The 24,262-nt window shown below is 37.8% G+C and carries 31 protein-coding genes; 21 read left to right on the forward strand and 10 right to left on the reverse strand.

Annotated elements, in window-relative coordinates:
* Nucleotides 1-141: 141 nt before the first annotated feature.
* The 3 genes from NLW78_RS12955 (at nt 142) to NLW78_RS12965 (ending at nt 3,454) form a co-directional block, all read left to right on the forward strand.
* Nucleotides 142-1,635: a Na+/H+ antiporter NhaC family protein gene (locus NLW78_RS12955; protein WP_254497569.1), complete on the forward strand. Its 1,494-nt coding sequence runs from the start codon at nt 142-144 to the stop codon at nt 1,633-1,635.
* 200 nt (nt 1,636-1,835) lie between these two features.
* Entirely contained in the window at nt 1,836-3,350 is a 1,515-nt protein-coding gene (locus NLW78_RS12960; RefSeq protein ID WP_254497570.1) for a sodium-dependent transporter, read from the forward strand.
* Nucleotides 3,350-3,454, forward strand: coding sequence for a MetS family NSS transporter small subunit (locus NLW78_RS12965; RefSeq protein WP_254497571.1), 105 nt, complete (start codon nt 3,350-3,352; stop codon nt 3,452-3,454). The genes NLW78_RS12960 and NLW78_RS12965 overlap by 1 nt, the downstream gene beginning before the upstream one ends.
* A gap of 41 nt (nt 3,455-3,495) precedes the next feature.
* Here NLW78_RS12965 and NLW78_RS12970 read toward each other — a convergent pair whose 3' ends face one another.
* A complete protein-coding gene (locus NLW78_RS12970; protein ID WP_437181974.1) occupies nt 3,496-4,473 on the reverse strand; it encodes a M23 family metallopeptidase in 978 nt (325 codons plus the stop codon).
* A gap of 81 nt (nt 4,474-4,554) precedes the next feature.
* Nucleotides 4,555-5,178, reverse strand: coding sequence for a YhcN/YlaJ family sporulation lipoprotein (locus tag NLW78_RS12975; protein WP_254497572.1), 624 nt, complete (start codon nt 5,176-5,178; stop codon nt 4,555-4,557).
* A gap of 123 nt (nt 5,179-5,301) precedes the next feature.
* On the opposite strand from NLW78_RS12975, the gene NLW78_RS12980 reads away from it, so the two are divergent.
* A complete protein-coding gene (locus NLW78_RS12980) occupies nt 5,302-5,577 on the forward strand; it encodes a YutD family protein (RefSeq protein WP_254497573.1) in 276 nt (91 codons plus the stop codon).
* 35 nt (nt 5,578-5,612) lie between these two features.
* Here NLW78_RS12980 and NLW78_RS12985 read toward each other — a convergent pair whose 3' ends face one another.
* Entirely contained in the window at nt 5,613-5,894 is a 282-nt protein-coding gene (locus NLW78_RS12985) for a cytosolic protein (protein ID WP_254497574.1), read from the reverse strand.
* 37 nt (nt 5,895-5,931) lie between these two features.
* The gene (locus tag NLW78_RS12990) at nt 5,932-6,204 is read right to left on the reverse strand and encodes a DUF3055 domain-containing protein (protein WP_254497575.1); all 273 of its coding nucleotides are present in this window, start codon (nt 6,202-6,204) and stop codon (nt 5,932-5,934) included.
* Between the two features lie 171 nt (nt 6,205-6,375).
* Between NLW78_RS12990 and NLW78_RS12995 the strand changes: the two genes are divergently transcribed.
* The gene (locus NLW78_RS12995; RefSeq protein WP_254497576.1) at nt 6,376-6,822 is read left to right on the forward strand and encodes a DUF86 domain-containing protein; all 447 of its coding nucleotides are present in this window, start codon (nt 6,376-6,378) and stop codon (nt 6,820-6,822) included.
* 23 nt (nt 6,823-6,845) lie between these two features.
* On the forward strand, nt 6,846-7,622 hold the full coding sequence (locus tag NLW78_RS13000) for a TIGR01457 family HAD-type hydrolase (RefSeq protein WP_254497577.1): 777 nt from the start codon (nt 6,846-6,848) through the stop codon (nt 7,620-7,622).
* Between the two features lie 34 nt (nt 7,623-7,656).
* Here NLW78_RS13000 and NLW78_RS13005 read toward each other — a convergent pair whose 3' ends face one another.
* A complete protein-coding gene (locus tag NLW78_RS13005; protein ID WP_254497578.1) occupies nt 7,657-8,157 on the reverse strand; it encodes a phosphatidylglycerophosphatase A family protein in 501 nt (166 codons plus the stop codon).
* Nucleotides 8,158-8,271: 114 nt separating this feature from the next.
* Between NLW78_RS13005 and NLW78_RS13010 the strand changes: the two genes are divergently transcribed.
* The 5 genes from NLW78_RS13010 to thrB all read left to right on the forward strand — a co-directional run bounded on the left by NLW78_RS13010 (nt 8,272) and on the right by thrB (nt 13,686).
* Complete coding sequence (locus NLW78_RS13010; protein WP_254497579.1) at nt 8,272-9,264, forward strand: YutH/CotS family kinase-like spore coat protein; 993 nt, start codon at nt 8,272-8,274, stop codon at nt 9,262-9,264.
* A gap of 62 nt (nt 9,265-9,326) precedes the next feature.
* Nucleotides 9,327-10,289: a 2-hydroxyacid dehydrogenase gene (locus tag NLW78_RS13015; RefSeq protein WP_254497580.1), complete on the forward strand. Its 963-nt coding sequence runs from the start codon at nt 9,327-9,329 to the stop codon at nt 10,287-10,289.
* Nucleotides 10,290-10,426: 137 nt separating this feature from the next.
* The gene (locus NLW78_RS13020) at nt 10,427-11,719 is read left to right on the forward strand and encodes a homoserine dehydrogenase (protein ID WP_254497581.1); all 1,293 of its coding nucleotides are present in this window, start codon (nt 10,427-10,429) and stop codon (nt 11,717-11,719) included.
* A 3-nt stretch (nt 11,720-11,722) separates the two neighbouring features.
* Nucleotides 11,723-12,784, forward strand: coding sequence for a threonine synthase (gene thrC, locus NLW78_RS13025; protein WP_254497582.1), 1,062 nt, complete (start codon nt 11,723-11,725; stop codon nt 12,782-12,784).
* On the forward strand, nt 12,781-13,686 hold the full coding sequence (gene thrB / locus NLW78_RS13030; RefSeq protein WP_254497583.1) for a homoserine kinase: 906 nt from the start codon (nt 12,781-12,783) through the stop codon (nt 13,684-13,686). Before thrC ends, thrB begins: the two co-directional genes overlap by 4 nt.
* Before the next feature lie 28 nt (nt 13,687-13,714).
* Here thrB and NLW78_RS13035 read toward each other — a convergent pair whose 3' ends face one another.
* A complete protein-coding gene (locus NLW78_RS13035) occupies nt 13,715-13,936 on the reverse strand; it encodes a NifU family protein (protein WP_254497584.1) in 222 nt (73 codons plus the stop codon).
* A 175-nt stretch (nt 13,937-14,111) separates the two neighbouring features.
* Between NLW78_RS13035 and NLW78_RS13040 the strand changes: the two genes are divergently transcribed.
* The 4 genes from NLW78_RS13040 to NLW78_RS13055 all read left to right on the forward strand — a co-directional run bounded on the left by NLW78_RS13040 (nt 14,112) and on the right by NLW78_RS13055 (nt 16,126).
* Nucleotides 14,112-14,438, forward strand: coding sequence for a YuzD family protein (locus NLW78_RS13040; protein ID WP_254497585.1), 327 nt, complete (start codon nt 14,112-14,114; stop codon nt 14,436-14,438).
* A 107-nt stretch (nt 14,439-14,545) separates the two neighbouring features.
* Nucleotides 14,546-14,782 carry a YuzB family protein gene (locus NLW78_RS13045; protein WP_254497586.1) on the forward strand — a complete coding sequence of 79 codons (237 nt, stop codon included), beginning with the start codon at nt 14,546-14,548 and terminating at the stop codon, nt 14,780-14,782.
* A 42-nt stretch (nt 14,783-14,824) separates the two neighbouring features.
* On the forward strand, nt 14,825-15,682 hold the full coding sequence (gene dapF / locus NLW78_RS13050) for a diaminopimelate epimerase (RefSeq protein ID WP_367617686.1): 858 nt from the start codon (nt 14,825-14,827) through the stop codon (nt 15,680-15,682).
* A gap of 87 nt (nt 15,683-15,769) precedes the next feature.
* Entirely contained in the window at nt 15,770-16,126 is a 357-nt protein-coding gene (locus NLW78_RS13055) for a HesB/IscA family protein (RefSeq protein WP_254497587.1), read from the forward strand.
* Nucleotides 16,127-16,339: 213 nt separating this feature from the next.
* On the opposite strand, the gene NLW78_RS13060 is transcribed toward NLW78_RS13055, so the two are convergent.
* Nucleotides 16,340-17,329: an NAD(P)/FAD-dependent oxidoreductase gene (locus NLW78_RS13060; protein WP_254497588.1), complete on the reverse strand. Its 990-nt coding sequence runs from the start codon at nt 17,327-17,329 to the stop codon at nt 16,340-16,342.
* A gap of 342 nt (nt 17,330-17,671) precedes the next feature.
* Here NLW78_RS13060 and NLW78_RS13065 point away from each other — a divergent pair, with 342 nt between their 5' ends.
* The 3 genes from NLW78_RS13065 to spsC all read left to right on the forward strand — a co-directional run bounded on the left by NLW78_RS13065 (nt 17,672) and on the right by spsC (nt 20,097).
* Complete coding sequence (locus NLW78_RS13065) at nt 17,672-18,892, forward strand: NAD(P)/FAD-dependent oxidoreductase (RefSeq protein WP_254497589.1); 1,221 nt, start codon at nt 17,672-17,674, stop codon at nt 18,890-18,892.
* Between the two features lie 114 nt (nt 18,893-19,006).
* A complete protein-coding gene (locus tag NLW78_RS13070) occupies nt 19,007-19,318 on the forward strand; it encodes a YuiB family protein (protein WP_437181978.1) in 312 nt (103 codons plus the stop codon).
* An 89-nt stretch (nt 19,319-19,407) separates the two neighbouring features.
* The gene (spsC, locus tag NLW78_RS13075) at nt 19,408-20,097 is read left to right on the forward strand and encodes a stationary phase survival protein SpsC (protein ID WP_254497591.1); all 690 of its coding nucleotides are present in this window, start codon (nt 19,408-19,410) and stop codon (nt 20,095-20,097) included.
* Between the two features lie 120 nt (nt 20,098-20,217).
* Here the strand turns inward: spsC and NLW78_RS13080 are convergent, their stop codons facing one another.
* From NLW78_RS13080 to deoD, 3 genes are all read right to left on the reverse strand, one after another.
* Nucleotides 20,218-20,838 (reverse strand): biotin transporter BioY, encoded by a 621-nt coding sequence (locus tag NLW78_RS13080; protein WP_254497592.1) that lies wholly within the window; start codon nt 20,836-20,838, stop codon nt 20,218-20,220.
* A gap of 87 nt (nt 20,839-20,925) precedes the next feature.
* The gene (locus NLW78_RS13085) at nt 20,926-21,261 is read right to left on the reverse strand and encodes a YuzC family spore coat inner layer protein (RefSeq protein ID WP_254497593.1); all 336 of its coding nucleotides are present in this window, start codon (nt 21,259-21,261) and stop codon (nt 20,926-20,928) included.
* Between the two features lie 97 nt (nt 21,262-21,358).
* On the reverse strand, nt 21,359-22,066 hold the full coding sequence (gene deoD, locus NLW78_RS13090) for a purine-nucleoside phosphorylase (protein ID WP_254497594.1): 708 nt from the start codon (nt 22,064-22,066) through the stop codon (nt 21,359-21,361).
* Between the two features lie 169 nt (nt 22,067-22,235).
* Between deoD and NLW78_RS13095 the strand changes: the two genes are divergently transcribed.
* From NLW78_RS13095 to NLW78_RS13105, 3 genes are read left to right on the forward strand one after another with little or no spacing between them, the layout of a single operon-like run.
* Nucleotides 22,236-22,727, forward strand: a complete 492-nt coding sequence (locus NLW78_RS13095; protein ID WP_254497595.1) for a cation:proton antiporter regulatory subunit — start codon at nt 22,236-22,238, stop codon at nt 22,725-22,727.
* A gap of 2 nt (nt 22,728-22,729) precedes the next feature.
* Nucleotides 22,730-23,911, forward strand: a complete 1,182-nt coding sequence (locus NLW78_RS13100) for a cation:proton antiporter (protein WP_254497596.1) — start codon at nt 22,730-22,732, stop codon at nt 23,909-23,911.
* A gap of 60 nt (nt 23,912-23,971) precedes the next feature.
* Entirely contained in the window at nt 23,972-24,172 is a 201-nt protein-coding gene (locus NLW78_RS13105; protein ID WP_254497597.1) for a hypothetical protein, read from the forward strand.
* Nucleotides 24,173-24,262: the final 90 nt, after the last annotated feature.

The following is a 24,262-nucleotide window of genomic DNA, read 5'->3' on the forward strand; positions in this document are numbered from 1 at the left end:
TATTACACAGGTAATGATGAGTTATGTCTCTATCATTGCCTTTTTTTATTGTCTCCCAATACATCTATGTACTAACCTCATGTCCATTTTTCCTTTAACCTGTCCATCTTGGAAAACACAGAATAGAAGGGAGACTTAAATATGACAGGTACATTTTTATCTTTAATTCCACCCTTTGTGATGATTTTGCTCGTCATTTTAACGAAGCGAGTTCTTTTGTCATTAGGTGTTGGTATTATATTAGGAGCACTATTTATCCACAAGTTTCATATTGGTGGTGCATTGTTGGAGGTATGGAACTCCTTTTTTGGAATATTCATTGATGATGGAGCACCAAACTATTGGAATATTAATCTGTTATTGTTCCTATTATTCTTAGGCATGATGACATCATTTATGACTGCATCAGGTGGTGCAAAAGCGTTTGGTGATTGGGCAGTACGTAAAATTCAAACGAAAAAAGGTGCCCAAACAGTACCAGCTGTATTAGGTTTAGTTTTATTTATTGATGATTATTTTAACAGTTTAACGGTTGGACAAGTATCTAGACCAGTAACGGACCGTCATAAGGTATCACGTGCAAAATTGTCTTATTTAATTGATTCAACAGCTGCACCTGTAACGGTATTATCGCCAATTTCCAGCTGGGGTGCTACCATTATCGGTTTAGTTGGTACGGCAATTGCAGCAAATGAAATTACAGATCTAAAGGCATTTGATGCATTCGTTCAAATGATGCCACTTAACTTTTATGCAATAGCAGCAATTATTCTTGTGTTTATCGTCGCTTTAACAAACTTAAATATAGGTCCAATGAAGAAACATGAAGAACGTGCACAAAAAACAGGAGATGTAGTTGGCCCTAACAATGCACCAGGAGAATTAGGTAATACATTTGTTGAAGTGAAAAACGGACGTATTTATCAGTTGCTTTTACCTATACTCGTTTTAGTAGCAGTAACGGTAGTCCACATGTTCTTAACAGATATGAACGATCCAGCTCTTTCACTCGTTTACGGTGGATTAACAGCAGTAATCGTTGCCTTGATTGCGTATATGTTCCAAAAGGGAACAAAAACGCCTGTCATGGATGTTATTGGTAAAGGAATACAGTCCATGTTACCAGCCATTTATATTTTAATTTTTGCGTGGATGATTAGTACAATTATCGATGTACTAGCAACAGGTGATTATTTAGCAACTGTTGTAAAAGAAATGAATATGAATTTACTTTTCCTACCTATTATCGTATTTGTATTAGCTGGACTTATGGCATTTGCTACAGGAACGTCATGGGGAACCTTTACAATTATGATTCCAATTGCAGCTCAAATCGCAGCTGCAGCAGACCAGGACATGTTCCTCATATCTATTGCTGCGGTTTTAGCCGGGGCTGTTTTCGGTGACCACTGTTCACCTATATCAGATACGTCCATTTTGTCCTCTACTGGTGCAGGTGTATATCACATTGATCACGTCATTACACAACTTCCATATGCAATTATTGCAGCTATTGCAACAATTATTGGTTATCTAATTTTTGGTGTAACTGGAATGGTTTGGCTTGCACTTGTGAGTATGGTGGTAGCATTATTCATCCTACCAAAGTTGTATATTTTAGGTAGTAATAGGTAATAAAAACCGTTAAGAAAAGCCTTTCATAAGGCTTTTCTTTTTTATGTGCAAAAAATGTCTAAAAATTTTGTTTATGTTCTTTACACTTAGGACATTAGTCTGTATAATACATACATGTTTAGTAAAATTATTCTGAATAAACAGACAATTACAACGTATACTCTGAACAAGCAGAGTAAAATTATAAGGAGGTAGCGTTTATGTCAAACCGTGCACAGTGGGGAACACGCGCTGGATTTATCCTGGCGGCTGTAGGTTCTGCAATTGGTTTAGGAAACATTTGGCGTTTCCCGTATGTAGCTTATGAAAATGGAGGAGGGGCATTCTTCTTACCATACTTAGTTGCCCTTTTTACAGCTGGGATTCCAATCTTGATTTTGGAATTTACAATCGGTCATAAGTATCGAGGTTCTTCGCCGTTAACCTTTGCTAGATTGAACAAAAAGGCAGAGTGGGTAGGTTGGATGCAAGTATTAATTTCATTTGGTATTGCAACTTACTACGCAGTCATTATTGGTTGGGCAATGTCCTATTCCATTTTCTCATTTAACTTAAAATGGGGAGATGAAACTGGTGGATTCTTAATGGGTGACTACCTCAAAGTAGGAGATGTCGGTCCAGCAGGATCTTTTGTACCTGGAGTTGTCATTCCGCTTATTATTGTTTGGGTCATCGTTTTAGGTATTTTATTTAAAGGGATTAAGAAAGGTATCGAAGTTGCCAACAAAATTTTCATCCCTACATTAGTGGTATTATTCCTGATTATTGTTATCCGTGCTTTAACACTTGAAGGTGCAACAACTGGTCTAAATGCTTTCTTTAAGCCTGACTGGTCTCAGTTAGGTAATGCAAGTGTATGGACAGCTGCATATACACAGATTTTCTTTAGTTTATCAATTTGTTTTGCTATCATGATCACTTATTCAAGTTATCTACCTAGAAAATCTGACATTAACAATAACGCATTTATTACTGGTTTAAGTAACTCTGGATTTGAATTGCTTGCAGGAATCGGGGTATTCTCTGCTTTAGGTTTCTTAGCAGTTTCAACGCAAAGTGAAGTAGCTGATGTAGCAGCAAGTGGAGTAGGTTTAGCATTTGCAGTATTCCCGCAAATCATTAACCAAATGCCATTCTTAAATGAATTATTTGGGTTCTTATTCTTCGCTTCATTAGTGTTAGCGGGTCTTTCATCCCTTGTTTCCATTTGTGAAACATACATTGCTGCATTCCAAGAGAAATTTAACATTTCTCGTACAAAAGCAGTAGCAATTGGTGGTGGACTATCTGCACTCATTTCACTAATCTATGCTACAGAAGGTGGCGTACACTTCTTAACACTTGTTGACCAATACGTACTCGTTGTAGGTGTAGGGTTAGCAGGACTGTTCGAAGTTATCATTATCGCTTGGGGACTTAAGAAAGTGAAAGAACTTCAGCAGTATAATAACAGTCTTTCTGACATTAAAATTGGCGCATGGTGGGTAATTTGTTTAACAGTTATTACACCGTTGCTATTAGGTTATATGATGGTGAAACAGTTAATCGATGACTTTACAGCACCGTTCATTGATGGTTACCCATTATCACTTGTTATCCCTTGGGGCTGGGTGCCGTTTGCTCTTACGTTAGTCGGTGGTATTGTATTTGCCACATTAAAATGGAAGTCGGCTGAAGCTTTGGAAACAAATAAGAGCGAGGAGGTTAGTAGCTAATGGATGCTAGTGCAATTGTAATGTTCGTTATCGCTGCTGTACTAATTTGGGGAGGCTTAGCTGCAAGTATTGCTAATGCAGTAAAAGCATCTAAAAATAAGTAAAAAATCAAAAGCAGCTACCTTAATTAAGGTAGCTGCTTTTTTTATTCCCGTTGCTTTTCCCACTTTCGAAGTAGCGGATAAGGATCAAATGACCACTCGTTTTTTCCATTATCACGATACATTCCATAATGTAAGTGTGGAGGAAACTTTCCTGAAGTTCCTTTCGGTCCGTATCCTGAAGATCCAACATAGCCGATGATATCTCCCGGCTTGACTATTTGCCCCAGTTTTACATCCTTTTGATACGACTGAAGGTGGGCGTAGTAATGATAAATGTTATGGGTGTCTCGAATACCAATTCGCCATCCACCAAACTTATTCCATCCCTTCATTTCAACAATCCCGTAAGTGGTGGACCTTACTGGCACACCATAGTTTGCGAAGATATCTGTTCCTTCATGTATTCTTCTACCTCCAAAACCTCTTGGGTCCCCCCAAGTGTTGCGATAACTATAATTGGCATTAGGGGGAACTGGAAATACATTCTTCTCCAAATCCAAAGTTTGAAGCGTTTTAAAGATTTTCGCCATATTCGTGATCGAATAAACGGTTAATTCTCTTTGGTAATAGTTCCATAAAGCGGTTTTAATATCATCCCTTGTTACACCATACTGTAATATCCAGTTTGCCATCGAATATAAAATATCTTCATCATTTTTACGGTCAACGTAGCCGTCACCATCTCCATCTCTTCCCATTCCGTCGAATAGAGCAACAATCTCCTCTGGAAGTTTTTCTTTTAATGCAGGGTTCGTTTCACCAACCCATTTTTCAATCGGAATCGTAATTCCTACAATCCCAGTCTTTGATGCTTTTTCTTGATGAATATTATGTTCATATTGATCAATTGCTGCTAAAAAGTACCAAGGAATTTGTGTAACAGCCTCTGTCTTTTTATATAAAGCCATTCTTGTTTCGAAGTCATATTTTCCTTGTTTTTCTTCGGCTTTCAGTATAGAAATTGACATTATACTCATGGCAAAAACAATTATTGTAACGATTACCCATTTATGTTTCATCTTTTCACCCCGAAAAACGTAGTCAGACATATTTTGTGATATGTATTTCAAAACATGTTTGGAAAAATTTAAAACCAGCCGCTATCTGGCTGGTTTCTCCATTTCGTGACCTTCTTTTTGACTATCGTAATCGCCACTTTGGGGAACTCGTTCAAAGTCATTTAACAATTGTCGAATCATTGCTTCATCATCAGTCTCTGTTGTCGTATTATTATTCAGACTTGCTAAATCTTCAAATGCTGTACCTTCTTTTGAAATGTATACTTCATAATAACCGGGTACGATAGAGGCTGCTGTCATTCCAACTGTTGTTTCAGCCCATTCCTCATCTACTTCTGCCGAGTGTGAGTAGGCGACAAAAGTATATTTATCCGTAATCAATGTGGCTACTTCATCAATCTCATCTATTCTTAGCAACACACGTGTAATCATATTCGCCAGCTCTTCCCGATCAATTTGAGGGGAGTAGTGTTCTTCATCATCCATATCGAGTTGGTTTTCGTTGTAGCGTACAAAACCAAATTGATCTCCCCGATGAGGCATATTTGGATTGTTTTCATTGGTCATATTTGATGGGTTATAATTGTCTATAGATCGACCTCTTAATGTATCGTCTCCTGCCCCCATATCCTCCTGTTGTGTACAACCAACCATGAGTGACAAGCAAAGGACTCCGGTTAGAAAAAGTTGTATTTGTTTCTTCACTTCGAACACCTCCATTTAGGTCTCATATATAGCTTGTGTTAAAAAATCGTCTTCATGCTAAAATTTCGTCTCATCTCCAATTTGAAAATGTGATACACTAGAGACACATAGAGGTGATAGTCGATGATTGAATTGTTTGGAAACCAATATGATGTTGTTCATAATTATAAGGATGGCTTTCAGGAAGAGGAAGTTCGAGAACGGTTTAGCGATATTTTATCGAAGTATGATTACATTGTTGGGGATTGGGGATATGGTCAGTTAAGGATGAAAGGTTTTTTTGATGACCAAAATTCTAAAGCAGCTTTCGATACGAAAATATCAACTCTTGAAGATTATTTATATGAGTACTGCAATTTTGGTTGTGCGTACTTCGTCATAAAAAAGCTTGAACAGTAAAAAGGAGCCCAACCTTCAAAGAAAGTTGGGCATTCTTATTGATTATCTTTCGATGGTCCTACATCTTCATCTGGATGATCGTTTGTCTTGTGTGCATTTGGAAATTGTCGAGGTATATCCTCGTGTAAGGATTTGTATTCGTAATTATATGGTGTATAGTGCCGTTGACCTTCGTCATAATCCCGACCCTGCAGTGGTGCATGTTTATTTACCGCAGAACCATAGGCACCTTCAGGCATTTCCTCCTGAGCTAGATATTTCCGTTGAACTTCTACTGACGCAAAATCATCATATTTTTGTTGGTCATCTACAGTCATGGTGAAAGCCCCCTTACACATTATTATGTGCAGGAGGTTAGATAATTACTTCATACAAAAACTCACGCAGTTCATCCGCTTCAATTTCCGATAAATTAAACGTATGCTCTAAATAACCAGGTTCTTTTAAATCATCAGCTCCAATAATGGCAAACCGATTCCCTTGTATGTCGATTACTATTTTCTTTCCATAGTAGCGATCAGTGGACATTACCGCGATGTCGTAACGACTTGCCTCTCCCATAAAGCTAACATAGCGAACCTCTGTATTCTCGGTCTCATCATATAAAAAAAAGCGCTCCTCAACCATGCCATATCATCTCCTTTTTCGTTCTAACAATATCTTTCCATTTTATACTAATGAATATAATATAGTAATGATAGCAAATCTTTAACAATAATAAAAATGGTCTTTCTTTCTTGAAATGAAACGAATGTGCTATTATGTATGTTAAGATTCTGTATGGTAGGAGGAACGTAAATGTATTTTGTTAACCGGGATAAATTAGAAAAAACGTTATTATACATTGATGCCATTTTACAGCAATTCCCTGATCTCCAAAATGACACCTTTTTACATAAATTAAGTTTGGAGCGTATTGTACAAAATACAATTGAAGGGATTATTGATGTAGGTAATATGATGATAGATGGGTTCATTATGCGTGACCCAGGTAGCTATGAAGACATTATCGATATCCTCATTGACGAAAAAGTTCTGCCACACGAAAGCAAAAGCGCCTATAAGGAGCTTATTCGACTCCGTAAAATGCTAGTACGTAATTATATCGATATAGACCATGAACAATTAACCAAAGTTATGCTTGAGCATTTACCTAAAATTGAACAGTTTTCTCAGCAAATTCGTCGTTATTTGGATGAGGAACCTGGTCCTGTATCTGCCTTTTCTAACTCGAATGAAAAATGACTTATATAAAAGGAGTAACAGTAATGAAAGACTACCGTGGTTATTTAATTGACTTAGATGGAACAATGTACCGAGGAAGTGAACCGATCGAATATGCCAAAGAATTTATTTACGCCTTACGAGAACGGAATATTCCACATCTGTTTGTAACAAACAATTCTTCGAAAAAACCGGAACAAGTTGCTGAAAAACTGCAAAGTATGGGAATTCCCGCACAAACTGAACAAATTTTTACAACGAGTATGGCTACAGCAGCATATATCAACCAACAACATAACAATCCTAGGGTATATATGATTGGTGAGGAAGGGTTGCGATATGCACTAGAAACTGTAGATGCTACATTAGTAGAAGAAAGTGCAGACTTTGTAGTTGTCGGGATTGATCGCGGAATTACTTATGAAAAATTAGCAAAAGGCTGTTTAAACATACGAAATGGTGCCAAATTTGTTTCCACTAATGGTGATGTAGCAATCCCAACTGAACGTGGGATGCTCCCGGGGAATGGATCCCTTACGTCGGTTTTATCGGTTTCGACGGGTGTAAAACCTGTATTCATTGGAAAACCCGAATCTTTAATAATGGAATTAGCATTACAGAAACTTGGGTTAACAGTTGACGAAACGATTATGGTCGGTGATAACTATAATACGGATATATTAGCGGGAATTCAAACAGGAATGGACACACTGCTTGTCTTCGGTGGTGTTACTTCGAAAGAAGATTTAGAGGGTGTCGCGCACCAACCTACTTATACAGTCTCCACTTTACAAGAATGGATCGAAAAAACATTATCGTAAAATGAAACCCCCAATCATCGATTGGGGGTTTTATTTACCATTCTTCACCTTGGGCACTATGTGCAAGTCGGCTTGATGCTGCCGCAGCAATTCCTCCTACTAAATCATCTAAAAAAGTGTGACATTTACCACTGGATTTGTCATTCAATTTAGCTAAAATACCAGGCTTTTGTTTGTCGATATAACCATAATTTGTAAAACCGATGGAACCATAAACATTGATGATAGATAGAGCCATTATTTCATCAATTCCATATAATCCTTCATCAACTTTTATCGTACTAAGTAAAGGTTCTTCTAATAGTTCCTTTTCTGCCAAAATGTCCAACTGAATTCCAGTTAAGATTGCATTTTGTACCTCACGCTTTTCTAAAACACGTTCAATGTGGTGTTCACATGTTTCAATATCTAATTGATCGTGGTAAGGGGATTGTAAATAATGGACTAGTTCTGCAATATCACGAATCGTTACGCCTCGCTCCTTCAGCCATTCTCTCGCTTTTGCTTCAATTGGACGCATTTCTTTCTTACTCATAATCAACCACCTTATTCATTGAGATTCAATAGTACGCATATATTTAATATAGGTTTTGTTTCCTGTAAACATTCCACAAAGAGGATTCAATTCTTAAAATGAGGGGGGAATGTTATGCACAAAGTATTGAAGCAATACTTTACTTTCCAGTTTGGTACCCAAACCTACTTTCAAAGTCATTATGTATACCGGGTAGAAGATGGTTGGGCAATTGTATGTTTAGCTAATGAACTTGATGAAGATACAATCATGGAACAGCACGTTATTTCAAATTATTTAGTAGAGCAAGGTTATCGTCATATCGCTGTGCCGGTCTTTACAAATAATGACACATTTATTTTTCCCATTGATCAACAAAATACCGGGTATTTATGTCATGTGAAACAACGGTACAATGGGAAACAGTCCCATTTAGCCCATTTTCTATCGTCTTTTCATACGGTTGGGCAACAATATCCTTACAGTCCCATTTTTTTATCTCGTTACGGACAATGGAAAGAAAATTGGTCCCATATTACAGATCATATGGACGTGGTCAAAAACATTTTAATGGAGCGTGACGCCATTACGAAATGGGAACGTACGTGGATTGAATCATCCTTTTATTTTATCGGAATTGCCGAAAATGCAATTCAATATTTACAAGAAACTGAAAGTAATCATCAGTTTAATCAATATGATCAACCAGTCTTTACTACTGATCGAATTTCGCCCTATCCTAACCAGCATTTTCTCCTGCCATATCGGCTCGTACATGATCATCCTACGAGAGATTTAGCCGAGTTTATACGACATATTTTCTTAACTAGAGGCCGAAAAGGACTTTCTACAGTCGGACAATTTTTAAAGACATATGAACAGTTTCGGCCGATCAGTTCATTTGGCTGGCGATTATTATATGCAAGGCTATTGTTTCCTATTCATGTTGTAGATTACAGTAAGAAGATCTTAAGCATGGAACGAATTGGAGATTATGAACATGAACAGTTGAAAAGTTGGATTGACTATCAAACGGAATATGAATATTGTTTACGAACATTATTTGAGGAAATTTCTTCGCGAATGAAGGACGATACGGTTCCTGCTGTTGAATGGTTGGCAAAATAATTGTTTGAATTGTCAAACTTGTGCTACTATTTATAGATAACATTGTAATAGGAGGTATTGTAATGTCTAAACCATATGTCTACATAACGCGAAAAATTCCCGAAGAAGTTTTAGAACCATATAAGAACGATTGGGACTTTCACGTATGGCCTTATGAAGAAACTCCGGTTGATTCGGGTACATTACAACGTGAAATTGAAAAAGCTGATGGGTTATTTACGACACTACCAGATCGAATTGATCGTGAAACGATTGATAAAGCAAAGAATTTAAAAGTCATAGCAAACTTAGCGGTAGGGTTTGATAACATTGATGTTGAGTATGCAAAGGAAAAGGGGATTGTTGTTGCCAATACCCCAGATGTGTTGACGGAAACAACAGCAGATTTAACGTTTGGCCTTTTAATGGCGTCTGCAAGGCGATTAGTCGAGGCAAATCGTTATGTAGTAGAAGGTAAGTGGAAGGAATGGTCTCCACTTCTTTTAGCAGGTACGGATGTTTATGGTAAGACGATAGGAATTGTAGGAATGGGGCGCATTGGTGAAGCAGTTGCCAGAAGAGCGAAGGGATTTAACATGGACGTTCTATATTATAATCGTTCAAGGAAACCAGGTGCGGAAGCGGAACTAGAAGCGCAGTACACATCTTTTGATGATCTATTAAAACAATCTGATTATGTTGTCTGCTTAACCCCTTTAACACCGGAAACGAAGGATTTATTTAATCGTGAAGCCTTCCAAAAAATGAAAAATAGTGCAATCTTCGTCAATGCGAGCAGAGGAGCAACTGTCGATGAGGATGCTTTATATGATGCCTTGAAAAACGGTGATATAACGGCAGCAGGTTTAGATGTTTTCCGTGAAGAGCCAGTTGACCCGTCCCACCCTTTACTTACTTTATCTAATGTTACGGCCTTACCTCATATAGGTTCAGCCTCTTATGAAACGAGATATACGATGATGAAATTAACATTAGAAAATATTCAACTCGTTTTACAAGGAAAGGCTGCAAAAACTCCAGTATAGAAGGAACAAGAAGCTTGCCAAAATAAAGGGCAAGCTTTTTTGAAATTTAGGGTTGCCTTTTTCCCTTCTGTCACGCTATAATGACCACTATATATAAACAATTGTTCTTTTGAGGGGAACAAAGGAGATGAGCAGGATTGAATAAAATTAACATTGGTTTATGCGGGTTAGGGACTGTCGGAACAGGTGTTGTAAAAATATTACGGGAGCACCAGGAAGAACTGTTTCATCAAACAGGATGTTCTTTAGAAGTGAAAAAAATCCTTGTCAATAACATAGAAAAAGAACGTGAATTGCAAATCGCAGAAGATGTATTGACAACAGACGTTACAGATATTGTGAATGATGACAGTATAGATGTTGTAATTGAAGTGATGGGTGGTTTGAAATCAGCATATGAACTAGTAGGTGAAGCGTTAAAAAACGGTAAACATGTTGTAACAGCAAATAAGGATATGTTAGCTGAATACGGATCGGAAATTTTTCATCTGGCTTCAAAGCATAACCGAGATATTTTTTACGAAGCTAGTGTAGCAGGTGGAATTCCAATCATTCGTACGTTAAAGGAAGGATTAATTGCTGATCGGATTAACCAACTAATGGGGATTGTCAATGGTACGACGAATTACATATTGACGAAAATGGATGAAGAGGAGCGCCAATTTGATGATGTTCTAAAAGAAGCGCAAGAACTTGGTTTCGCTGAAGCAGATCCAAGTGCCGATATTGATGGCTTAGATGCAGCACGTAAAATTGCCTTAATGTCAACACTTTCATTCTCCATGCCTATTGATTTAAAAGATGTTGATGTAAAAGGCATCCGTAATATTGAATTAGAAGACTTAAAGTTGGCGAAGCAATTAGGGTATACGATGAAACTTCTAGGATTTGCCAACCGACATAATGGTAGAGTGGAGGTTAGTGTAGAGCCTGTATTACTACAATCTGATCATCCTTTAACATCTGTAAAAAACGAATACAATGCAGTATACGTATATAGTGATGCGGTTGGAGAAACGATGTTTTACGGGCCGGGTGCAGGAAGCTTACCGACTGCCTCAGCTGTCGTATCGGATTTAATTGGAGTCGTAAAGAATATCTCGTTAGGAACTACAGGGAAGTCTTATGTTAAACCGTTATATGAGAAAGAATTGCAAACCGATGAAGAAATGTTTGGGAAATATTTTTTCCGGTTAGAAGTTGACGATATTGCAGGAACATTTTTGGAAATCACGAACATATACACAAATGCGGACATTAGCTTTGCGAAGATATCCCAAGTACCAGATCAATCAAAGGGAACGGCAGAAATTATTCTTGTTACACACCAAGCCAGTAAGGCCAAAATTCATTCGGTTATTCAACAAATAACGGATTTACCAGCTGTTCGCAACCTGAAAAGTGTGTATCGTGTGGAAGAGGGGGAATAAATGATGGCTTGGAAGGGGCTTTTGAATCATTACAAAGAATTTTTACCGATTAATGCGAAAACACCGAATTTAACACTTTATGAAGGAAACACCCCATTAGTCAAACTTGATAAACTTTCTGAAGAGTTGAATGTAGAAGTATATGCTAAGTACGAAGGGTTAAATCCTACTGGTTCGTTTAAAGACCGGGGGATGGTAATGGCGATGGCAAAAGCGGTAGAAGAGGGGGCGAAAGGTGTCATTTGTGCTTCTACAGGTAATACTTCAGCTTCAGCAGCTGCTTTTGCTGCCAGGGCCGGACTAGATTGTGTTATCGTAATTCCTGATGGCAAAATTGCACAAGGAAAGCTTGCACAAGCGGTGATGTATGGTGCAGACATATATGCCATTGAAGGGAATTTTGATGATGCACTAAGGGCAGTAAGAGAATTGAGCGAAACAGAGCCGATAACACTTGTTAACTCTGTGAACCCATACCGAATTGAAGGGCAAAAGACGGCTGCTTTTGAAGTTTGTGATCAATTGGAGAAAGCTCCTGATTCTTTATTCATCCCTGTAGGAAATGCAGGCAATATTACGGCATACTGGAAAGGTTTCAAGGAATATCATGAAAAAAATAATACGGGTTTACCGGTTATGAGAGGATATGAGGCTGAAGGTGCAGCAGCAATTGTCAAGGATGAGGTGATTGAACAACCGGAAACAATTGCGACCGCTATCCGGATTGGAAACCCGGCTAGTTGGAATGGTGCTGTGCAAGCTGCGACTGAATCGAACGGCAAAATCGACCTTGTGACAGATGAAGAAATTTTACAGGCGTATAACTGGCTTGCTAGAAATGAAGGGGTATTTGCAGAACCTGCTTCATGTGCATCTATTGCTGGGCTTATGAAAGCAAAACGAGAAGGAACATTACAATCAGGTGAAACGGTTGTCTGTGTGTTAACTGGAAACGGATTAAAGGATCCAACAACAGCTGTAGATCAAAGTGATATTCGCCCACAAGTATTACCGAACGATCATGGTGCAATTGTGAAAGCAATTAGCAGGGGTGTAACCCAATGAAAAAGGGAGGCTTTGACATAATCGTCCCTGCTAGTACAGCAAATATAGGGCCAGGAATTGACTCAATCGGTATGGCGGTATCGTTATTTTTAACCATATCTTGCCAACCGCATGATGATTGGGAATTCGTTCCTGTGACACATAATGTAGCATCGATTCCAAGTGATAAAGAAAACATTATTTATCAAAGCGCATTATATGTGGCGAAACAATACCACTATCATGAATTGCCTGCACATCGGGTTGAAGTAAAAAGTGAAATCCCAGTTGCCAGAGGGTTAGGTAGTAGTGGGACGGCCATTGCAGCAGGTGTAGAGTTGGCCAATCAAATTTTGAATTTAGGACTAACTCCGTATGAAAAAGCAGTTTATGCGACAGAAATAGAGGGTCATCCTGACAATGTTGCTCCATCCATTTTAGGAGGATATATAGTTGGGCATGTCGTAAATGATGAGTTTATTTATGTACAAAAAGAGGATTTTGAGGATATCCGTTTTGTTGCGGTTGTCCCAGCGTTTGAATTAGCAACCAAAACAGCTCGGGAAGTATTGCCCCAATCTCTTCCTTATAAAGAGAGTGTTCGTGCAAGTGCAGTGGCAAACGTATCTGTTGCCGCTTTATTTCAAGGAGATTTTTCTACCTTTGGCAGGTTAATAGAACACGATTTGTTTCATCAACCATATCGAAAACATTTTATCCCTTATTTTGATGACATTGTGAAATATATGAAAGAGCAAGGAGCTTATGGTACTTACTTAAGTGGGGCTGGACCAACATTAATTAGTATTTGTCCAAAAGAAGTAAGTGAACAAAACATGGAAACATGGAAGCATGATCATCCAGACTTTGATTGGTTAGAACTATCAGTTGCGCCATGTGGAATAAAAATAAACAGCTGGTAATTACCAGCTGTTTTTTCATCTTAATTCATTAAAATACTTGTTCTACTTCTCTAATTCCAGGAACCTCTGCAACTAACGCACGTTCAATTCCTGCTTTTAATGTAATGGTAGAGCTTGGGCAGCTTCCGCACGCTCCCATAAGACGAAGACGTACAATGCCATCTTCAACTTCTACTAATTCAACATCCCCACCGTCTCGCAGTAAGAATGGACGTAGTTTGTTAATCACTTCTTGGACTTGTTCAAACATCGGCCATCTTCTCCTTTCTTAACTACTCCAATTATAAAACTTTTTACAGAAAAAATCTATTCAGGACTATGTTTGTTTTTATATTTATATTATGAAGAACGTTAAACATTTTATCTTTTTTCAATGCTTTTGTAAAATGAATATAAAGGTTCTTTACGAACAGGGGGGATGAATGATGGGAAATGGGATCAGTATTACAGTTTATGGAGCTGAACAACTATGTGCAAGTTGTGTCAACCTACCAAGTTCAAAGGATACGTATGAATGGTTACAAGCAGCTATAGACCGAAAGTATGGGGCTGATGCTGTCCAATATGAATATGTGGATATTTTTGCTCCGCCAAATGTTGAAAAGCACGAGCAATTTGCCCGACGTGTAATTGAAGAGGACTTGTTTTATCCAGTTGTACTGGTAGACGATGAAATTGCCGGGGAAGGAAACCCGAAGTTAAAAACAATCTATCGTATTTTAGAGGAAAAAGGATTACATGCACAATCTTAAACGAATAGGAATTAAGTTGATAAATTGTATTTTCAGCACTGAATGTGATAGCATTTTGAGTTGAACGATTCATCCAACAAGACCTAGTGAATGAAGGAGTGTATCTGGTGAATCCCATTATAGAATTTTGTGTTAACAACTTAGCAAGTGGTTCACAAAAGGCGCTAGAACAGCTAGAAAAAGATCCAAGTCTCGATGTTGTGGAGTATGGTTGTACGAGTCACTGTGGAATCTGTGCACAATCTATGTTTGCTATAGTAAACGGGGAGTGTGTTACAGCTGAAAGCGCTGAAGAACTTGTTCATAATATATATCAACATTTAGATGAAAATCCTCTGTTTTAATACAGTATCGCATAGGATTATACTGAAAGTGGAGTGGATGGCGTGGATATTACTTTTACGAAAATGCACGGATTAGGAAATAATTATATATATGTAAATATGTTTACAGAGCGTATTGCAGAGGAAAAGTTACCTGAATTGGCCAAAACTGTCTCAAACGTAAACACAGGAATAGGCTCTGATGGCTTAATTTTAATTACTCCTTCTTCAATAGCAGATGTAGGAATGCGTATTTTTAATAAAGATGGTTCAGAAGGCATGAACTGTGGAAATGGTTTGCGCTGTGTTGCAAAATATGCCTATGATTATCAACTAGTTGTCAACAAAACATCATTTTTCATTGAAGCGAAATCTGGTGTCGTACATGCAGAAGTGCATGTAGAAAATGGCAAAGTATCTGACATTACGATTGATATGGGCGAGCCCCGTTTAGAAAGAGAAAAAATCCCGATGACAGGTAACGAAGGGGAGCGCATTATAAATGAACCTTTTGTGATCGATGAAGCACAATTAAATATAACGGCGGTTTCTATGGGAAACCCACATGCAGTATTTTTTGTAAATAACATAGAGGATGCTCCATTACACCGACTTGGCCCGATAATTACGGATGACTACCGTTTCCCTGAAGGAGTTAATGTTGAATTTGTAGAAGTAGTAAGTAAACATGAACTGAATTTTCGCGTTTGGGAAAGGGGATCAGGGATTACCGAGGCCTGTGGTACAGGTGCATGTGCAGCTGTTGTTGCATCAATCCTCAATGGCTTCTCCGATATAGGGGAGGAAGTGTGTGTCCATTTAAGTGGTGGAGATTTGTACATTACTTGGAATAAAGATGGACGTGTTTCCATGAGAGGTCCAGCGCAAACCGTGGTGACAGGAACGTTTCATTGGGAATAACAAATAGGTAATCATCAAACCATTCTCTTCGTATGATTGAAGAAAGACGAAGAGCTTAATATATTATTCGTAAGGAGGATGAAAAAAATGGTTGTAAACATTACAGATAATGCAAGTTTACAGATTAAAGATATGATGGTAGATGAGGATATTGAAAAAGTTCACCTTCGCTTTGGGGTAAAGGGTGGAGGTTGCAGTGGCTTATCCTATTCTATGGGCTTTGATTACGATGTTGACGACAAAGATATGACTTTTACATCTAACGAAATACCAGTTGTTGTGAGAAAAGAAGATGTCCCTTTAATTGATGGCACAACAATTGATTTTAAACAAAATATGATGGGTGGCGGATTCACAATTGATAATCCGAATGCGATTATATCTTGTGGGTGTGGAACATCATTTAAAACGGCGACAAATGAAGGAACTCCGGAAAATTGTTAATGAGAAGTTAAGATAATGGCCTTTTTAGCCAAACGCTAAAAAGGCTTTTTTATTTAAACTCAATGTAGCATGATGGAGGTTTATATATAACCTAATGAAAATGCTCTTTACTTGATGTGAACGTCTTTTTCATTAAAAGAAATAAGCGCTCATATCAAAAGAAACTTATTAATATTAAAAAAAAGTAGCCGAACGGCTACTTTTTTATATCGATTATTCTGAAAATAAGCTTGTTGAATGTTTTGGTTGAACTTTTGCGTCTGGGTCTATATAGGCTTTCGCGTTATTCACTGCCGTTGGGCCTTCACCAAAACCAGAAGCTATAAGTTTTACCTTGCCAGGATATGTACAAATGTCACCTGCACCATAAATGCCCGGGATGTTTGTTTCCATTTTCGAATTTACGACAATACTATTCTTTTCAATTTCAAGTCCCCATTCTTTAATAGGACCGAGTGATGAAACGAAGCCGTAATTAACAATAACTGCATCAACGTCAACAGTTAACGTTTCGTCACCTTTTGCAGCTTTTAACACAACTTGTTTAATTTCATCATCACCAATTAATTCAACTGGAACATATGGAGTTTTAATATCAACAGAGGAAGACTTTAATTGTTCTACACTATGTTCATGGGCTCTAAATTTATCACGACGGTGAACTAACGTAACTTGTTCGGCTATTGGTTCTAGCATAAGGGACCAATCCACAGCTGAATCGCCACCACCACAAATGACTACTTTCTTTCCCTTAAATTCATCCATGTTTTGTACGTGATAATGTAAATTCTTTCCTTCAAATTGCTCTACATTATCCAGCTTAAGCTTACGTGGTTGAAATGCACCATTTCCGGCAGTTATAATGACCGCCTTAGAGAAATGTTCTTCCTTACTTGTTATTAACTTAAACGTACCGTCCTCCAGTTTTTCAATCGTTTCTACCGATTGCTCTAATGAAATAGCTGGGTCAAACTGGCCTGCCTGTTCCATTAAGTTATCAACTAATTCTTGAGCACGAACTTTTGGAAAACCGGCTACATCGTATATATACTTCTCAGGATAAAGGGCCGATAGCTGTCCTCCAATATGGGGCAGACTTTCGATTATTTTGACACTGGCTTGACGCATACCACCATAAAATGCCGTGAATAATCCTACTGGACCTGCACCGATTATTGTAATGTCATATACTTTATTCGTCATAATCATTCCCCCATTTCTTAAAATACTTATACATATAATACATCACCTCTCCTATTTTAGCATATTCGAAGACATTTATGTTTTAATTGAAAATATATTTTCTAATTAATTCGAATAATTGGAATAGTAAGAAAGATTTGAAATGAATTTAAAGGGTTGAAATATAAAATAAAAAGTTCTATGATTGTCATTAGGTAATACATTTTTAACGATTTTGTGACATTTTCATCATTTATAGAAATTATTTTTTTTATGCTTATGTTCGTGAATTATGTCACAAGCAAATGATTTTAGCGTTCATGCACACGCTATAAACAAAATTGATAAATGGAAGTGATGATAATGAGGAAGCCAAGAGTTGTCATTTTAGGTGCAGGCTACGGCGGTATGATGACTACAACCCGCCTACAAAAAACACTCGGAACGAACGAAGTTGACATCACGCTTGTAAACAAACATGACTATCACTATCAAACAACATGGTTACACGAAAATTCAGCAGGTACAATCCACCATGACCAGACACGTATTCCGATTAAGGATGTAGTGGATTTTAACAAAGTTAATTTTGTACAAGATACTGTCGTATCAATTGATCCTGATAATAAGAAGGTTCAGCTCGAAGATGGAGAATTAGAGTATGACTACCTTGTTGTAGGACTAGGCTTCGAAACAGCTACTTTTGGTATTAAAGGTATTGAAGAGCATGCCTTTACAATCCAAAACATTAACAGTGCTCGACTTATCCGTGACCATATTGAATATAACTTCGCTAGATATAACAATGAACCTGAAGACCGCCCTGAATTAATTACGATTGCGGTAGGTGGTGCTGGTTTTACTGGGATTGAATTTGTAGGGGAAATGGCTAATCGTGTTCCAGAACTATGTAAAGAGTACGATGTTGATCCGGACAAAGTACGTATCATTAATGTAGAGGCTGGTCCATCAGCATTGGCTGGATTTGATTCCGAACTTGTTGACTATGCGGTTAAGCGTCTAGAGGCTAAAGGCGTAGAATTTATGCTTAGTACAATGATAAAAGAAGTAACACCTGAAGGAATCCTTGTTGAGAGAGATGGAGAACAGGAACTCATTAAAACAAATAACTTCGTATGGGCTGCTGGTGTTAGAGGTAGTACGATTGTAGAAAAATCAGGGTTTGAAGTAAATCGTGGACGAGTTCCAGTTCGCCCTGACCTTCGTGCACCGAACTATGACGATGTTATTATCGTTGGTGATTGTGCGTTAATTATGAATGAAGAAACGGAACGCCCATATCCACCGACTGCACAAATTGCGATTCAAATGTCCTACGTAGCATCAGATAACATTAAGGCATTAGTGCGGGGGAGCAATGAACTAAAACACTTCAAACCTGAGATTTTAGGTACAGTTGCATCTATCGGTGAAGGAGATGCGATTGGCGTTATTTTCGGTAAGAGGAAACTATTCGGTTGGACAGCTTCTGTAATGAAGAAAGTGATTGATAACCGTTACCTACTTAAGCTAGGTGGAGTTGGACTATTACTGAAAAAAGGTAAATTTAATATCTTTAAATAATTTGTACGATTAAGATAAAAGCAAAGGCGGTAAGTCTGCCTTTGCTTTTTTTGTATAGTATTATAAAATAGGCTTTGGACTGAAGTTGGAAGTTAGGGGGGAAATGCCTTGAATATATTGCATTTGTTTGTAGGGACGATTTTATATTTCGTCTTATTTTTTGGAATAGCCTTTTTACTTAATATGCTACTACGTCAAACATGGATTATGGCCTTTTTTTATCCCATTATCGTAATCGGCATCGTTGATAATTTTCCCTTTGGAAAATATTTTACGGATCCAGGTTGGGCATTCCCAGAGTTATGGTTACAAGTGGTAAGGCTAGAATTATTAGATATCGTCTTTTTAACAGCTGGTTTTGTCGGTACAATTGTATCCGGAATTGTGATCAAGACCCTTCGAGCAAACGGATATCAAATGTTCTAACATATTAATCTTTTTAAAAGCTTTATTGTGTAAAAAATGTATAAAAGCTATTATTAATGGACAGGATGACACCGAGAGAGGTGTTATCGATGGAGATTTTTAGGGCTGTAATTTACAGCATATTTATTATGGGGGCTGTCTTTACAACCTATTCTTCAATGTCCAACATAACCGCAAGTGACTTAAAAGTTTGGGTAGAAGAGAAAAAAACTACAGAAATTGAACACCCATCCATACAAGTAAACGAGTATAATCCGAAAGAGACGAACTTACAGCTAAAATCATTAAACACTGAAAATGTAGAAGCAAGATACGTATCTGGTGATGAAGTGGATTTGACATTAGAAGAATATATTGATGTATCCCAATATCCCTCCCAAAGGGTAGTAGCCACAGGATATACAGCTGGACCAGAATCAACTGGGAAGGGTCCAGACCACCCACAATACGGAATTACGTTTTCAGGGGTAGAGGTTCGACGTGATTTATACTCAACGATTGCAGCTGATTTAAACGTATTTCCAATAGGAACCATTCTGTTTATTCCAGGTTATGGATACGGAGTAGTTGCGGATAAAGGTGGTGCAATTAAAGGAAATAAAATTGACCTTTATTATGAAACGGTTGACGCTGTATACGAAGAATGGGGTAAGCAAGAAGTTGAGGTATACATTATCGAAAAAGGTAATGGGTCACTAACTACAGAAGTATTAGATGAATTAAATGAAGATGAAACAATGCAGGTTTTTCGTGAACAAATTCAAAAAGCTAAGGAATAATTGATGTTTATAGTGTTAGCACATGAATGGGTAATACATTCATGTGCTTTATTTTTGATCACTATAATTTTAACATTGAACGAAACTAAAGAAAAAACCACCTTTCAAAGTGGTTTTATTTTATGATCTAACTGTAGATGACTGTAAAGGAGTACGAACCCTACTTACAAGTGCTACTGCTAATGATGCGGCAAAAAATGTTAGAGCAAAATCTTTAATAAAGAACGGCACCATTCCTAACCATACTGCCGTATAGGATGCTTCTACTCCAATCCAGCCGATTAATGCAACATATAAAAAGTTTGTACCAATCATATAATTTGCCATTAGACCAGCTAAAGAAGCAAGGAAATATGTAGGAAACGGAGACAATCGTTGGCTTTTTTCAACAACCCATCCTGCAAACCAAGCGACGAAAATAAATGAGAGTAAAAATCCTCCAGTTCCAGTAGCGAATGTACTAATTCCTGCTTTCATTTCGGCAAATACTGGAATACCTGCTGCGCCAACACAAAGGTATACAAGCATCGAAAAGGACCCGAGACGTTTTCCTAACATTAAGCCTGCCAGAGTAGCAAAGAAAGTTTGTAAAGATATGGGGACACTTGCGCCACCGATTGACACTTTTAAGAAAGGTAACCAGATGGCGATATTAGCCCCAATGGCCATCAATCCTACAAAAAGGGCCCCCATCGTTAATTCAACTGTTTTAAAACCTTGTCTTTGATTTGAATATGTCACATTCCCACCTCCTATATCAAATCTTAAGGGGGGAATCTTTTATTGTCAACCATTTTTGTGCAATGGTTAACAATTGTTAGGGGGACGTTACCAATGGATAGACATCTCTAATTTGCAGCAATCAATATCCGCTGTTTTCGCCAATAATGTTAGGTGAAGATTGTCAGGGTTAAACGTAATATTTACTGGATGTTTAAGACCTGTATTTTCAATCATCTGTTTAACTTTATCATATTCAGATTTTTGAGCAGCAGACATAACATCGTGGGCAAACTGTTTTGATTCTGCAAATCGATCTACAATTTTTTTAGCATCAACCATAAGGGATTGAAAGACAACAGCCGATTCTGTAAATTGGGTAGTATCAACATCAGGAAACGTTCGGGAGTTTAAGTATGGGACAACATAGTGGTTGTTTTCCATTTTCTACAATCACCTCCATGTTGTCATCATATGAGTGGAAGTACTCTTCGTGAGTATGAAAAAAGTTCTGAATGGAAGGATTCAGAACTTTTTTAGCTTATTGAATAGCAGCGTCTAATGCGACATGGATCATATCATTAAATGTCGTTTGTCGTTCTTGTGCCGTCGTTTCTTCCCCAGTTAGTACGTGGTCACTTACAGTAAGCACAGATAATGCTTTGCGGTTGAATTTCGCAGCTAATGTGTATAGTGCTGTCGTTTCCATCTCAACAGCTAATACATTGTACTTGGCGAGAAGTTCAAATAACTCCATCGCATTGTCTCGATAAAAGCTATCACTTGTGAACACATTTCCTACTCGTAAATTTAGACCTTTGTCTTCACCGGCTTTATAAGCTTTATGCAATAGGTCAAAGTCAGCAGTCGGCGCATAGTCAATGCCCTGGAACGTCATACGATTCATCTGGGAGTCTGTAGATGAAGTGGATGCTAAAATTACGTCACGTACTTTTACATCTTTTTGTAGAGCTCCACATGAACCTACTCGAATTAATGTTTGTACATCATATTCTTGAATCAGTTCATTAACATAAATCGATATTGAAGGAACACCCATTCCAGTTCCTTGGACAGAAATTTTCTCTCCTTTATATGTCCCGGTGTAACCGTACATGCCTCTTACTTCATTATATTGCTGAACATCTTCTAAAAAGTTTTCTGCTATATATTTTGCGCGAAGGGGATCACCTGGTAGTAAAATCTTGTCTGCGATATCTTCTTTTTTTGCTCCGATATGTACACTCATAAATACAACCTCCTTGTCAGTTTATTAATCAGAATTAAGTTACCATAAGTTTTAGCGAAAAACAAACGAACGTCCATGACAAAAAGATAACATTGAAGTTTTCATTTGGGTAACCTATACTACAAGAAGTAAAAAGACCCTTAATAATCAATGGAAGGAGTAATTTTTCATGAACGTATCAGTTTCAAAATTGCCGGGTATTGGTCAGAAAATTACGTTTGAGACGGCAGAAGATAATATGCTCGTTTTAATCGTTCACCATACAGGTAAACGTGAACTTTATTTTTTTGAGGATGCAGATAGTGATGAAGCGGATTTTGCAATGGATTTAACTGCTGATGAAACGAGAGAGCTAGGGGCTCAACTTTTAGGTGCAACTTATCAGCCGGTTGACGTCGATAAAGTAAAACTGTTAAAAAGTCAAATTATTGTCGATTGGGTTGAAGTGAAGACGAATTCCCCTTTTACAAATAAAACAATAGAAGAAGCCGAGATCCGGAATAAAACAGGAGCAACGGTTATGGGAGTCGTAAAGGGGGACGAAACAATTGCTGTTCCTGATGCCGATACAGTGCTCAATCCTGGTGATGTTTTAATGGTAATGGGAAAAAAAGAACATGTTGACAACTTTGAATCATTGTGTAAGGGAGAGGAAGGGTAAACGTGCACATAGACATTCCGAGTCTATTAGGAGCAGGAATCGTTTTAATCTTTATATTTTGGCTCGGTATTCTTAGTCTAAAAATAAAACTACCGAGTGTGATTCTGTATATTTTACTTGGAATTGTATTATCTCAGGCTTTGTATCATAATGAAATCCTTCATTTTGCTGGGGAAATTGGAATTGTTCTTCTTTTCTTCCTTCTCGGATTAGAGTTTAGTGTTGCCCGCCTAGGTGGCATAGCGAAAAAAATTTGGAGTGCCGGTCTGTTAGATGTTGCTGTTAATTTTGGTTTTGTGATCTTATTATGTTGGCTTGTAGGAATGGATGTTTACTCCTCCTTGTTAGTCGGTGGAGTTGCTTATGCTACAAGTTCTTCTATTACCGCAAAACTGTTAGATGATACAGGCCGAATGGCTAACCGGGAGACAGAGTTTATTTTGGCTCTTTTAATATTTGAAGATATAGTTGCTCCAATTATTATTGCCATATTAATGGCTTTAAGTTTAAGTGGGAATGTTTCGAGTATTGACTTATTGTTCTTATTCGGAAAGATAGCAGTACTTGCGATCGGTGCCATTCTTCTAGGAAAGTTCCTGTTTAGTAAGCTAGGGAAATTTTTCGATAAAATTGACGACGAAGAGTTTAAATATGCTTTTTATATTGGGATCGCCCTTAGTTATGGAGGAGTTGCCTTGCTTCTAGGGTTATCTGAAGTGCTAGGTGCCTTTTTGGCTGGTATGATGCTGGCGGAAGTAAAACGCCTGGAGCCAATAGAGCACGCTGTTCATCCATTCAGGGATTTACTTTTACCTGCCTTCTTTATTTATTTTGGCACAACGGTTCAATTTGGAGAAGGGGTTCCCATGATGTTCTTTTTACTCATGTTACTCCTTTGGTCGCTAGTTGCGAAAATTGGTGTTGGATACTTCGGTGGGCAAATGTATGGTTTATCAAAACGTGTTTCGTTTCGCGCAGGTTTGTCTTTATGTGCAAGAGGGGAGTTTTCTGTAGTTATTGCGAGCTTAGCAGCGGGCACCATCAAAGTATTTGCAGGCATTTACATTATTACAGCTGCGTTTTTAGGAATGTTATTGTTTCAACAAGCACCAAAGCTTACCAATCTTATTTTCGGAAAGCCAAAACGAAAAAAACAAGAGAACCTACGTGTTCCAGGTACTTAAGTCACTTCCTAGTAAAACGAATATTTGGTATAATCGTAGCGGATAAGGATGTGATATAAAATGATGGATTTTTTGTATTTTCCTCAAGATAAAACGGAATATATTCCATCTATATTTATGTTAGTTTTATTTACCATTGCAGCTATTCTTGTGATGAGAATTATTATAAAGGCGTCGAAACGTGAAGAAGAACAGTTTAAGAAACGCTACGAACATAAAATAGGGAAGATGAATAACGACGATCATCCCCCAACTTCTTAAAGGACCTGTTAAACACAGGTTCTTTTTATATTTTAGGAAAAGTATCCCCGGTTTAAATTTTTCCATTTTGGGCAAAACTACGACAGGAAA

Source organism: Salirhabdus salicampi, assembly GCF_024259515.1.
GTDB lineage: Bacteria > Bacillota > Bacilli > Bacillales > Alkalibacillaceae > Salirhabdus_A > Salirhabdus_A salicampi.